This window comes from Aeromonas sp. S15(2024) (assembly GCF_041402265.1).
Classification (GTDB): Bacteria; Pseudomonadota; Gammaproteobacteria; order Enterobacterales; family Aeromonadaceae; genus Aeromonas; species Aeromonas dhakensis.
Genome location: NZ_JBGLQY010000001.1, coordinates 146,806 through 159,503, shown reverse-complemented (window position 1 = coordinate 159,503; position 12,698 = coordinate 146,806). Strand labels below are relative to the sequence as shown.

General features: G+C 64.7%; 11 protein-coding genes. 6 read left to right on the top strand and 5 right to left on the bottom strand.

The features are described from left to right. Positions 1 to 24: 24 nt before the first annotated feature. The 3 genes from ACB033_RS00745 to glyA form a co-directional block, all read right to left on the bottom strand. A complete protein-coding gene (locus ACB033_RS00745) occupies positions 25 to 357 on the bottom strand; it encodes an NIPSNAP family protein (RefSeq protein WP_201988299.1) in 333 nt (110 codons plus the stop codon). A gap of 78 nt (positions 358 to 435) precedes the next feature. Beyond that, positions 436 to 909 carry a hypothetical protein gene (locus tag ACB033_RS00740; RefSeq protein WP_213343710.1) on the bottom strand — a complete coding sequence of 158 codons (474 nt, stop codon included), beginning with the start codon at positions 907 to 909 and terminating at the stop codon, positions 436 to 438. Positions 910 to 990: 81 nt separating this feature from the next. Beyond that, on the bottom strand, positions 991 to 2,244 hold the full coding sequence (gene glyA, locus ACB033_RS00735) for a serine hydroxymethyltransferase (protein WP_005298078.1): 1,254 nt from the start codon (positions 2,242 to 2,244) through the stop codon (positions 991 to 993). A gap of 420 nt (positions 2,245 to 2,664) precedes the next feature. Between glyA and ACB033_RS00730 the strand changes: the two genes are divergently transcribed. Continuing rightward, positions 2,665 to 2,952, top strand: coding sequence for a hypothetical protein (locus ACB033_RS00730; protein WP_017765166.1), 288 nt, complete (start codon positions 2,665 to 2,667; stop codon positions 2,950 to 2,952). 36 nt (positions 2,953 to 2,988) lie between these two features. Here the strand turns inward: ACB033_RS00730 and torS are convergent, their stop codons facing one another. Continuing rightward, positions 2,989 to 5,799: a TMAO reductase system sensor histidine kinase/response regulator TorS gene (torS, locus tag ACB033_RS00725; protein WP_371140280.1), complete on the bottom strand. Its 2,811-nt coding sequence runs from the start codon at positions 5,797 to 5,799 to the stop codon at positions 2,989 to 2,991. A 70-nt stretch (positions 5,800 to 5,869) separates the two neighbouring features. Here torS and torT point away from each other — a divergent pair, with 70 nt between their 5' ends. Both torT and ACB033_RS00715 read left to right on the top strand, forming a co-directional pair. Beyond that, complete coding sequence (torT, locus tag ACB033_RS00720; protein WP_368204532.1) at positions 5,870 to 6,922, top strand: TMAO reductase system periplasmic protein TorT; 1,053 nt, start codon at positions 5,870 to 5,872, stop codon at positions 6,920 to 6,922. Positions 6,923 to 6,943: 21 nt separating this feature from the next. Further along, positions 6,944 to 7,348, top strand: a complete 405-nt coding sequence (locus ACB033_RS00715) for a GFA family protein (protein ID WP_017765169.1) — start codon at positions 6,944 to 6,946, stop codon at positions 7,346 to 7,348. Positions 7,349 to 7,368: 20 nt separating this feature from the next. Here the strand turns inward: ACB033_RS00715 and torR are convergent, their stop codons facing one another. Beyond that, complete coding sequence (torR, locus tag ACB033_RS00710) at positions 7,369 to 8,082, bottom strand: two-component system response regulator TorR (RefSeq protein WP_139723835.1); 714 nt, start codon at positions 8,080 to 8,082, stop codon at positions 7,369 to 7,371. A gap of 155 nt (positions 8,083 to 8,237) precedes the next feature. On the opposite strand from torR, the gene torC reads away from it, so the two are divergent. The 3 genes from torC (at position 8,238) to torD (ending at position 12,691) form a co-directional block, all read left to right on the top strand. Further along, entirely contained in the window at positions 8,238 to 9,404 is a 1,167-nt protein-coding gene (torC, locus tag ACB033_RS00705) for a pentaheme c-type cytochrome TorC (RefSeq protein WP_139723837.1), read from the top strand. A gap of 27 nt (positions 9,405 to 9,431) precedes the next feature. Further along, positions 9,432 to 11,924 (top strand): trimethylamine-N-oxide reductase TorA, encoded by a 2,493-nt coding sequence (torA, locus tag ACB033_RS00700; protein ID WP_139723840.1) that lies wholly within the window; start codon positions 9,432 to 9,434, stop codon positions 11,922 to 11,924. A 98-nt stretch (positions 11,925 to 12,022) separates the two neighbouring features. Next, positions 12,023 to 12,691 carry a molecular chaperone TorD gene (gene torD / locus ACB033_RS00695; RefSeq protein WP_139723842.1) on the top strand — a complete coding sequence of 223 codons (669 nt, stop codon included), beginning with the start codon at positions 12,023 to 12,025 and terminating at the stop codon, positions 12,689 to 12,691. Positions 12,692 to 12,698 lie beyond the last annotated feature (7 nt).

The window sequence follows — 12,698 nt, the reverse complement described above, 5'->3', positions numbered from 1 at the left end:
AAACAAGGGAAGTGACAGATGCCATCAGCAACCACGAAGTGCATCAATGGCGACATCAGGCAGCCAGAGCACAGTATTGGTGTCGCTCTCTATCAGCTCGACGATGGCTTCTCTCGGACCTTCTCTCCATGCATCCGTGGCATAGAATGCCGCCTGTGAACGGGTCAGATCGTCAAGATCATCGTAAGCCCGCATCAAAAAATAGACGTCCGGATCGTGCAAGGAAGGGCCATTATTCACCACATCCATTCCCCACTCGCGGTGCAGCGGCAAACTCAGCTCTGCAACCAACCTATGAAACTCTGCCCGGCTACCGGCCTTGAGCCGGTAGTTCCGGATCTCCAGCACTCTCTTCATTGAGCTATCTCCTGCCATCCATTTCTTGAACATCAGAGCTGTTTTAGGCGCCCACCCCAGTCATCCATTTGACTGGACTCAGTCATCATAAGGCAGGGTATCGGGGTCACAATCCTGATAGTCGGGCGATGGATCCACGGCAAAGCGGCGCGCCTCGATATGGCTGTGGCCCAGCATCAATGCCTTGCCCACCCGGTGCATGCCGTCCATCACCCGGCCGGCGCTGTCCAGCAGGATGGGATAGGCGAGATCGGCCGCCATCATCAACTGGCAATGCTCCACCACGCTGCGCACCGTGGGGCGGGTGGCGTCATGGCCGTACCAGTGCTGCTGGTCGAGCTCGGCAATCTCGTTCAGTGCCACCCCCTGCACCGGCAGATCGCGGCTCAGCCACACCAGCCGGCGCACGTCCCAGGCCAGCAGCCCCTGTTCACTGGCGCGAAAGTGGTACTGGGCGCGGATCGCCTGCCTGAGCGCTGCCGACGCCAAGTCCCGCTCTGCATTGGGCCCGGCCCTTGTACCTTGCAACTGCTCTTTGCTGTGCTGACTCATAGCCCCTCTCATGTTGCCAAACGCCACAAAAAACAATGCCACCCGAGGGTGGCATTGCCGTTCAACCTGAAAGCGGGTCGATTATGCGTAAACCGGGAAACGGCGGCAGATGTCCAGCACCTTCTCGCGGGTGTTGGCCAGCACTTCGTCGTTGTCGTGGTTGTCCAGCACGTCGCAGATCCAGTGAGTCAGCTGGATGGACTCGGCTTCCTTGAAGCCGCGGCGGGTGATGGCCGGGGTGCCGATCCGCACACCGGAGGTGACGAACGGGGAGCGCGGGTCGTTGGGCACGGAGTTCTTGTTGACGGTGATGTTGGCCTTGCCCAGCGCAGCGTCGGCATCCTTACCGGTCAGCTCGCGGCCGATCAGATCAACCAGCATCAGGTGGTTGTCGGTACCGCCGGAGACGATCTTGTAGCCGCGCTCGATGAAGGTGGCAGCCATCGCCTTGGCATTTTTGACGACCTGGGCCTGATAGGTCTTGAACTCGGGCTCCAACGCCTCTTTGAAGGCAACGGCCTTGCCGGCGATGACGTGCATCAGCGGACCACCCTGACCACCCGGGAAGACGGCGGAGTTGAGCTTCTTGTAGAGCTCCTCGTCGTCAGCGGCGGAGAGGATCAGACCACCGCGCGGACCGGCCAGGGTCTTGTGGGTGGTGGAGGTGACCACGTGAGCGTGGGGCACCGGGTTCGGGTAGACACCGGCGGCGATGAGGCCAGCCACGTGGGCCATGTCGACGAACAGGTAAGCACCGATCTTGTCGGCGATCTCGCGCATGCGAGCCCAGTCGACAACGCCAGAGTAAGCGGAGAAGCCGCCGATCATCATCTTCGGCTTGTGCTCAACGGCCAGACGCTCCATCTCGTCGTAGTCGATCTTGCCGGATTCGTCGATGCCGTAGGGAATGATGTTGTACAGCTTGCCGGAGAAGTTGACCGGGGAGCCGTGGGTCAGGTGACCGCCGTGAGCCAGGTTCATACCCAGCACGGTGTCGCCCGGTTGCAGCAGGGCCATGTAGACGGCGCTGTTGGCCTGGGAGCCGGAGTGCGGCTGCACGTTGGCGTAGGTGGCACCGAACAGCTCTTTGGCGCGCTCGATAGCCAGGGTTTCAACCACATCCACATACTCGCAACCACCGTAGTAGCGCTTGGAGGGGTAACCTTCGGCGTACTTGTTGGTCAGCTGGGAGCCCTGGGCTTCCATGACGCGGGGGCTGGTGTAGTTCTCGGACGCAATCAGCTCGATATGCTCTTCCTGACGACGGGTCTCGTCTGTGATGGCCTGCCACAGCTGGGGATCATAGCCGGCAATGGTCATGTCACGTTTCAACATCCGTTTCTCTCCTGAAAATCGTTTGCGCGATAGGTGAAGTGGGCAGGCGCATTGTAACGTGAGCTGGATCAAAGAGACAGTCCAACCACCCAAAAAATTGTTTAAAAAATGTAAAATGCGTCGCAAATTTCACACCGACCAGGCGGGCAGCGACCCGCCGGCGAGCCCACGCCAGCCCGGCCGGCGCACGCTTCATGCGCCGCCGATACACTCGGCCAAGTACCGGAGCATGGCTCATCAGCCGGCCAAAACCAGAGCCAGATCATGGATATAGCATTTACTAACAGATAACATCTTTAACAGGCACAGCAGTTGCCCGGCGCGCAGGCCGGCAACGGAAGGGCCCCTCACCGCATCCGGTCAACTGCTGCTCGCGTCACCCTCTTGTCTTGTCACACCGCAGACTCACGGGAGTAAGCCATGCTGGATAACTTGATGCTGTTTCTAATTATTTCGGTATTCGCGCTGTTCTACTGGATCTACTACACCGGCAGTCGCAAGAGCCCTTTCACCACCCAATGGGACCAGTTGCCCACCCGCGAGCAGTATCTGGCAGCGCACCCGGACGCTATCGACGGCGACATCCTCTTCTGCATTCACTGCGGCCATCATCAGCAACTGGATGTGGGCCTGGTGCACCAGGCCGACTTCCGCCGCCAGCACCTCTGCGCCCAGTGCAGGCAGCCGCTCTACCGCGAAGAACAATGACCTTCCTGCGCGGACGTGAACCACGCCTCCTTGCCGCTAATCCGGCAAATGCTTCGCCTGCCACGCCCGCAAACCGGCCAGCGCCTGCTCAAACGGCCCGGCCAGCGCCCCTCCATCCAGCAGCCCCTGCTCCACGGCGGCGCACTGCGCCGCGAAATCATCCAGCCCGAGCGCCAGGGCGCTGCCCCTGAGCCTGTGGGCCAGCGCGCGCTGCGCTTCCCCTTCGCTGTGCGCCAGCTCGACCACCAGGGGCGCCCCCTGCTCGGCAAACAGGGCGATGAGCTGGCGAATGCGCTGACTGCCGAGCAGGGCCAGATCCGCCTCCAGCACCCGGTTGGCGGTCCCACTACCAGCGAGCGGCTTGTCCGCCGCCAGGGGAGGCATCTCCTCCCCCGCAGACAGACGGTCGATGGCCGCGGCCAGCGCCGCCAGCCGCACCGGCTTGCCGACGAAATCGGCGAACCCGGCCGCCAGACAGGCGCGCACGTCCTCCGGGTACATCTGGGCCGAGATGGCGATGGCGGGCAGGCCGCAGCCATGCTCCTCCTCGCTGATGGCCACCAGATCCTCGCGCAGCGTCATGCCATCCATGTCCGGCAGGTTGATGTCGAGCAGGGCCAGCTCGAAGGGGCGCTCGGTCACCCGCGCCAGCGCGCTGCGCCCATCCTCGGCCAGGGTGACCCTGTGGCCGAGGCGCACCAGCATGCCCTCGGCCACCAGCCGGTTGATCTCGTTGTCCTCCACCAGCAGGATCTCCCGCGGCTGGCCGAGGCGCACCGGCTGGGCGCTGGCCGGCAGCTGAGCCGCCGAGCGTTGCAGCGGCAGGCTGAAGCTGAATTCACACCCCAGCCCCGGCTCGCTGGAGAGCATAAGCTCCCCCCCCATGGCGGCCACCAGCCGGCGGCTGATGGCGAGCCCCAGCCCCGTGCCCCCCTGATGGCCCATGTCCCGCTTGCGCTGGCGGAAGGCCTCGAACACCGCCTCCTGCTCCCCTGCCGGGATGCCGGGGCCGGTGTCTTTCACCACGAAGCGGATGCAGGGCTCGGCGCAGGGGCCCGCGCAGGCCAACGGCGCCACCACCAGGGTGATGCGCCCCTCGCCGGTAAACTTGACCGCATTGCCCAAGAGGTTTGCCAGCACCTGGCGCAGCTTGCCCAGATCCCCCTCCACCACGGGGGGAAGCGAGGGGGCATACTCCAGCGCCAGCGTCACCCCTTTCGCGTCAGCCCTTGGCCCGAACAGGGCGATCAGCTCCTCGGCCAGCGGGCGCAGGGAGAAGGGCTCGCGGCGCGCCTCCACATGGCCCGCCTCGATCTTGGAGTAGTCGAGAATGTCGTTGAGGATCTCCAGCAGAGATTCGCCGCTCTGCTCGATGGCGGCCAGGTAGCGCTGCTGGGTCTCGCTGAGGTGGGTGTCCTCCAGCAGGGTGAGGCCGCCGAGGATGCCGTTCATGGGGGTGCGAATTTCGTGGCTCATGGTGGCAAGGAACACCGATTTTGCCCGGTTGGCCTGCTCCGCCTCGGCGCGGGCCAGCCGCTGCTTCCCCACCTCCTCGTTGAGGCGCGCATTGGCGTGGCTGAGCTGCTCCGTGCGCTCCTCGACCCTCGACTCCAGCTCCCGCTGATAGCGGCCAAGCTCGATGGCGTTGTCGCGAAACACCTGCAGCGCCCGCCCCAGCTCCGCCAGCTCGTCGCGCCCGACCTCCCCAACCGGCGTCAGCGGCGCCAGCTCCCCCTTCGCCAGCCGGCTCATCCCGGCGACCGCTCGCTGCAGCGGCCAGACAATGCGACCATAGACCATGCGCCACATCAACAGGATGAGCAGCACCAGGGTGAGCAGGCCGATCACCATCAGGGCCCGCTCCAGCAGCTTGAGCCGCTGGCTCAATGCCTGCTGGCTCTCTCCCAGGGAGTCGCGGGCCTGACTGACCAGGGTACCGACCTGACGGTTGAGACTCCCCATCAGGGCGTCGTTGGCGGCGGCCAACACCCGCAGCGCCTCCCCCTTGCCGAGCCAGTCGCTGCGCAGTTGCACCAGCCGATCGCTCTGCTCCAGCTCGTCCAGCGCCCGCTCCACCGCTTGGCGGCGGGCCGGATCCGTCACCGCCCCGGCGCGCAGTCGCAGGATGGCCAGCTCCCCGCGCACCTCCTGCAGCAGGGTTTGCAGCCCCTCCTGCCGGTCGCTGCGCCAGATCTCCTCGATACGCTGCTGCTGCATCAGGGTGCGGTGGCGCAGCTCCGTCATCTGCTCCAGCCAGTCGAGATCCTGCTCCAGCAGCCGATCGATAGCCCGATCTGCAGACCGTCCCTGCAGTGAATAGAGGGAGCCGAGCCCCGCCACCATCACGGTTTCGGCGTTCTCCATCTGGCTGCGGGCCAGCTCCGCCACCTGACCGGCGGCCGTCACCAGGCGGGAGCGCAGGGCGCTACCGTCGGCCATCAGCGTCAGCCGCTCCCCCACCAGCCAGCCCTGCTGGCCCAGGTTGCCGATGATGGTCTGGCTGAGGCGATGCAACTCGTCGGGGGTCTGCTTGCCGCCGCCATGGCCCAGTTGCTCCAACACCTGTTGCATCTGCTGCCCCTGCAGGGTGAGCAGCCGCCCCTGATGCTCCCGCTCCCCCTCGCTGGTGGCGGAGGCCAGCAGGTGGGAAGAGCTCTGGATCTCGCCGCCGAGCCGCGCCAGGGTGCGGGCCAGCTCCTGATCCGCCAGGGTCTGCTTAACCCCCTGCTCCAGCTGGCGCAGATGAGTGAGCCCGAACCAGCCCAGCAGGGAGGCCCCCAGGGTCAGCAGCGCCATCAGGGAGAAGGCCAGCAGCAGCTTGCCACCCAGGCCGGAAAAGATTCTCACGCGAAGCCCCTTGGTTGTGGTCGACTTTGACCGGATAATATGGCCCCACACTTTAACAAAACCCCCGGCCATGCGAAGCGTCTGTCTCTCCCTGTTGCTCCTGCTGCTCCCGGCCTGCGCCCTCGCCTTCGAGGTGGATCACTGGCCGGACGGCGCCTTCGGCGGCAAGCCGGCTCGCCTGAACTGGCAAGGGCCAGCCCCCGTCACCCGCCCCCTGACCCTGTGCGCTTTCTACCCCCACCTGCGCGATGCCTACTGGCTGTCGGTCAATCAGGGCATGGTGGAGGAGGCCAAGCGGCTCGGCGTGAAGCTGCGTATCCACGAGGCGGGCGGTTACGGCGCCCTTGCCGAACAGCGCCGCCAGTTGCAGCAGTGCGTGAGCGAGGGGAGCGACGCCATCCTGCTCGGCGCGGTGAGCTACGACGGGCTCGGCGAGGCGATCGGCGCCAGCCCGCTGCCGGTGTTCGGCCTGGTCAACGATCTGCCCGCCGGACTGGTCAAGGCCAAGGTGGGGGTCTCCTGGTATCAGATGGGCTGGCGCATGGGCCACTGGCTGGCACAGCGCCACCCTGCAGGCAGCCCGCCAGTGACGGTGGCGCTCTTTCCCGGCCCGCAGGCGAGCGGTGGCAACAATTTCGTCGAGCCCGGCTTTGCCGCAGCCATCCAGGGCAGCGCCATCAGGCTGGTGACCACGGCGCGCGGTGACAACAGCCGCGAGATCCAGCGCACCCTGGTGCAGCAGACCCTGGCCCGCCACCCCGACCTCGACTATCTGGTGGGGGGCGCCATCGCCGCCGAAGTGGCGGTCAACGAGCTGGCGCAGCGCCAACTCACAAAACCCCAAGTATTGAGCACCTACTTCAGCCACGGGGTGCAACGCGGCCTGCGACGGGGCAAGGTCCTGGCCGCCAACAGCGATCAGATGCGCCAGCAGGGGCGCCTTGCAGTGGCCCAGGCGGTCTGTCTGCTGCAAAGACCCGAGGCCGGCGAGCAGCAGTGCCCGCGGGTGATGGGCCCCCCCATCCTGACTCTGGAGGCCCCCCTGGCCAATCCCGCCAACTCTCTGTCCGATGGCACCTTTCGCCCCGTCTACCGGGTCGGCTTCGACGCCAGCGGCAACTAACCAAGTACTCAAGGAGAAGAGATGAACACATTGCATGCGAGCTGCCTGTGCGGCGCCGTGGCCCTGACCCTGCCGGATCAGTTCGACTACATGGGCAACTGCCATTGCTCTGAGTGCCGCAAGTTTTCCGGGGCGGACTACGCCTCGGTCGGCGGGCTGGATGGTGACAAGGTAACCATCGCGAAGGGGAGCGAGGCCATCGGCCGCTACCAGAAATCGGACGAGACCAGCCTCGCCTTCTGCCGCCACTGCGGCTCCAGCCTGTTCAGCCAGAAGCGCAGCACGGGCAAGATAAATCTACGGCTGGGGATACTGGACGAGGCGCCGAGCCAGAAGCCCGCGTTTCACATCTTCGTCGGCTCCAAGGCGCCCTGGCACCAGATAGGGGATGACTGCCCGCAGTTTGACACCCGGCCATCGGCCTGAGTGCCTCGCAAAGCTGAGGATCAGGCGGCCAGCTCGCCGGCGAACAGATAACCTTCCCCGTGCACGGTGACGAACAGTTGCGGGTCGCGGGGATCCAGCTCCATCTTGCCCCGCAGGCGGCGGATCAGCACGTCTATGGTGCGATCGCTCGGGCCATCACCGCGGTGGCTGGTGAGGGCCAGGATCCGCTCCCGGCTCAGCACCCGCCCGGCATTGGCGATAAAGGCCACCAGCACCTCGTACTCTGCCTTGGTCAGGCGCACCGGCACCCCGTCACGGCTGAGCTGGCGACGGGGAATATCGAAGCGCCAGGGGCCGAAGCGCACCGCATCGTCGGCCACCGCCGGCTCACTCAGCTGGGCTGCGGCCAACGAGATTCGCCACAGCAGGTTCTTGACCCGCACCAGCAGTTCCCTGAGCTCGAACGGCTTGGTGACATAGTCGTCGGCCCCCATCTCGAGGCCCACTATCCTGTCCACCGCATCGCTGCGGCCAGTTACCAAGATGATCCCCACCGTGCTGCGGGCGCGCAGCTCGCGGGTCAGCAGCAGGCCATCCTCCCCCGGCAGGTTGATGTCCAGCATCACCAGGGCCACTTCCTGCTCGGCCAGCACGGCCCGCATCTCCTGGCCGTTCTCGACCGCGGTCACCCGATAGCCCTCCCGCTCGAAGTAGCCGGTCAGCTTCTCGCGGGTCACGACATCGTCTTCAACAACCAGAATGTGGTGGCTCATGGGCAGGGTCCGCAGGGTTCGACAGAGTTCAACATGGGGGGATTATTCTATTCATAATTTTTCATAAATACCCCTATTTCGTTAATTTTCGGCGGCAGCCCTGTTCACAACGCCTCCCTATCATGGCCTCCATCAAAAAAGCGATGTGAGAGAGCATGATGAAAAAACTGTGGCATTTCCTGCGCACCCCCAGCCGTCGCTGGTCGGTATTGGCGCTGGTGCTGGCCGGCGTCGGGGTCACCCTGGCCGGCAGCGTCGGCTTGCACTACGGCTTCGAGAAGACCAGTACCCTCGAGTTCTGCATCTCCTGCCATACCATGAAGGACACCGTCTACCCCGAGTACAAGGAGTCCATCCACTTCAAGAACGCCTCCGGCGTCCAGGCCATCTGTACCGACTGCCACCAGCCGAAGGACTTCGTCGGCAAGGTGGCCCGCAAGATGGAGGCGGCCAACGACCTCTATCAGCAGTACATAGGCCACAGCATCGACACCCAGGAGAAGTTTGAAGACAGGCGCCTGCACCTGGCCGAGAAGGTCTGGGCCCGCATGAGCAGCCAGAACTCCAAGACCTGCAAGTCCTGCCACAGCTACGACAACATGGATCACGCCAAGCAGTCCCCCGCCGCCGCCCTGGCGATGAAGGATGCCGCCGCCAAGAACATGAACTGCATCGAGTGCCACAAGGGCATAGCCCACGAGCTGCCGAACATGGCGGGCGGCTTCCGTGCCACCTACGCCACCCTGGCAGGCGATGCGCAAGAGGCACCGGCCGCCGAGACCCTCTACACCCTGGGCGAGAAGGATCTCTACGAAAACGAAGAGAGTACCGATCCGGTCGGCAAGCTGCTGCCCGCCTCCCGCATCGAGGTGGTGGCCCGCAGCGGCGATCGCCTCAAGGTGACCATCGAAGGCTGGCGCGAAACCGAAGGCAAGGGGCGCGTGCTGAGCGAGTACATGGGCAAGCGGGTCTTCGTGGCCACCATCCGTGATGAGCTCAGGGCGAACGAGAAGATCCTGAAACAGGAAACTGACAGCGCCACCCATATCAAGTGGGAACAGGTGCAGGTGCAGGCCTGGGTCGATGGCAAGGGCCTCGAATCCTCCCTCAAACCGATCTGGGATTATGCCGGCGAGATGTACAAGTCCACCTGCAACTCCTGCCACGCGGCGCCGGATCCGGCTCACTTCACCGCCAACGGCTGGATCTCGGGTCTCAAGGCCATGTCCGCCTACTACCGCCTGAGCAAGGAAGAGGAGCGCACCCTGCTCAAGTACCTGCAAAACCATGCCGCCGATACCGGTGGTCAGGGCAGCCACTAAGTCCGGATTTGAGAAAGGAATAACAAGATGATCAATATTTCCCGTCGTGGTTTTCTGGGTGGCTTGCTGGCCAGCGGTGCCAGCGCCCTGATCGGCCCCTCCCTGCTCGGTCGCGCCGTGATGGCCGCCGAGTCCGGCGAAAAACTGGTGCAGTCCGGCTCCCACTGGGGCGCCTTCCGCGCCCGTGTGGTCGATGGCCGCTGGGTCGAGACCCTGCCGTTCGAGCATGACAAGCATCCGACCGAGATGCTCAAGGCCCTGAGTGAAGTGGTCTACAACCCCTCCCGCATCCGCTACCCCATGGTACGGCTGGACTGGCTGCGCAAGGGCCACCAGTCCGACACCAGCGAGCGCGGCCAGAACCGCTTCGTGCGGGTGACCTGGTCCCAGGCGCTGGACTTCTTCTATCACGAGCTGGAACGAGTGCAGAAGACCTATGGCCCGAGCGCCCTCTACGCCGGTCACTCCGGCTGGCAGTCGGTCGGCAAGCTGCACTCCGCCGGCGCCATGCTGGGCCGCGCCATGAACCTGCACGGTACCTATCTGGCCAAGGCCGGTGACTACTCCACCGGCGCCGCCCAGGTGATCCTGCCCCACGTGGCGGGCGCCATGGAGGTGTACGAGCAGCAGACTTCCTGGCCGCTGGTGCTGGAGCACAGCAAGACCATCGTCATCTGGGGTTCCGACCCCATCAAGAACCTGCAGGTGGGCTGGCTGGTGCCGGATCACAGCGTCTACGAATACTGGGCACAGCTGAAAGAGAAAGTGGCCAAGGGCGAGATCAAGGTCATCAGCGTCGACCCGGTCAAGTCCAAGACCCAGAAGTACCTCAATTGCGATCAGGTTACCCTGAACCCGCAGACCGACGTGCCCCTGATGCTGGGTATCGCCCATACCCTCTACAGCGAAAAGCGTCACGACGAGGCGTTCCTGAAGAACTACACCACCGGCTTTGACAAGTTCCTGCCCTATCTGCTGGGCACCAAGGATGGCCAGGTGAAGGATGCCGAGTGGGCTTCCGCCATCTGTGGCGTGCCTGCCGAGACCATTCGCGAGCTGGCGCGCACCATGGCCAGCGGCCGCACTCAGCTCATCGGCGGCTGGTGCGTGCAGCGCATGCACCACGGCGAACAGTACGCCTGGATGCTGGTGGTGCTGGCCTCCATGCTGGGCCAGATCGGCCTGCCGGGCGGCGGCTACGGCTTTGGCTGGCACTACAACGGCGCCGGTACCATCACCAGCACAGGCCCCATCATGTCCGGCTTCAGCTCGGTCATTCCCGGGGTCAAGCCGCTGCACGACGGCGACTGGAAGGGCTACTCCAGGTTCATCCCGGTGGCCCGTTTCGTCGACTGCATCCTGAACCCGGGCAAGACCATTGCCTTCAACGGTCAGACCATCACCTACCCCCAGATGAAGATGGCGGTGTTCTGCGGCAACAACCCGTTCCACCACCAGCAGGATCGCAACAAGATGATCGCCGCCTGGCGCAAGCTGGAAACCGTGGTGAGCGTGGATCACCAGTGGACCGCCAGCTGCCGCTTCGCCGATATCGTGCTGCCGGCCACCACCACTTACGAACGGGATGACATCGAGCAGTGGGGTTCCCACTCCAACGCCGGCATCCTGGCCATGCACAAGGTGGTCGAGCCGCTGTTCGAGGCGCGCGACGACTACGACATCTTCGCCGATCTGTGCCGTCGCTTCGATCGCGAGGCCGAGTTCACCGGTGGCAAGAGCAAGCTGGAGTGGATCCAGAGCATCTATGACGACGCCCGCCTGCAGGGCCGCGGCATCGGTATCCGCCTGCCCCGCTTCAGCCAGTTCTGGCACGGTGAAGGCTTCGTCAGCTTTCCGGCGGGCCAGCCCTGGGTGCGGCACGAGTCGTTCCGCAAGGAGCCGGATCTGGAGCCGCTGGGCACCCCGTCCGGCCTCATCGAGATCTACTCCAAGACCATCGCCGACTACGGCTACGCGGATTGCCCGGGCCACCCGGTCTGGATCGAGCCTTACGAGCGCTCCCACGGCGGGCCGGGCAGCCAGCAGTTCCCGCTGCACCTGCAATCCTGTCACCCGGACAAACGCCTGCACAGCCAGCTCTGCTCCTCCGATGCCTACCGCGCCACCTACACGGTGCAGGGGCGCGAGCCTGTCTACATGAACCCGCAGGACGCCAGGGCGCGCGGGCTCAAGGACGGGGATCTGGTGCGGGTCTTCAACGGCCGCGGTCAGGTGCTGGCCGGTCTGGTGGTGAGCGATGACTACGCCCCCGGTGTGGTGCGCATCCAGGAGGGGGCCTGGTACGGCCCGCAGGAGGGCGGCAAGGTGGGGACCTTGTGTACCTATGGTGACCCCAACGTGCTGACCGCGGACATAGGCTCCTCCAGCCTGGCGCAGGCCACTACGGCCCACACCGCCCTGGTGGAGATCGAGAAGTTCCGCGGGCAGGCGCCGGCCGTCACCGCCTTCGGAGCGCCGGAATCCGCCAAGGGCATAGATCCCATGTTCCCGGCACTGTGACCCGAGGGGACGAAAGTCACCCCTTGAGTTTCCTTTATTTTTAAAGTCGTTAGAATCGGGAGCCTCTATGGCTCCCGATTGTCATCCACGGAGGATAAATGCAGGAATTCATGGCTACCAGCGAACGCCGGGCCGAGCTTTACTGGTGGTTCTCCACCCTGTTCGCTGCCGAGCTCAGTGATGCACAGATCGCTGAATACGACACCTATGACGTGCGCAGCTTCTTGAAGAGCCTCTCCACTCTCGACCCCATGCGCGAGGCAGTGACCGAACTGAACGAGGCCATCGCCCGCCTGCTGGTGCGCCCGGATCGCCAGCTGGAGCTCGCCGCCGACTTCGCCGGTCTGTTCCTGGTGGATCCCAAGCAGGGCGCCCTGCCCTACGAGTCGCTCTATCGCGGCGAGGGCAAGCTGCTGATGCAGGCCCCCATGAGCGAGATGCAGGCTCGCCTCGAACGCCTGGGCATCAACGTCAGCGACAAATACAAGGAGCCTGCCGATCACCTGGCCATCGAGCTGGATCTGATGGGCAACCTCATCATCCGCGCCGCCGAGGCGACCACCGCCGCCCAGCGTGAAAGCTGGCTCGGCGAGCAGGAGTCCCTGCTGCACGGCCACCTGCTCGGCTGGTTCGACAAGTTCGAGAGCGCCTGCCGCGCCGCCGACCAGTTCGGCTTCTACGGCGCCAGTGCCCGGCTGCTGGGGGTATTCCTCAAGATGGATGCCAACTACCTCAGCCTGGTCAAACCGGCGCAAGCCGCCGACTGAGCCCGGC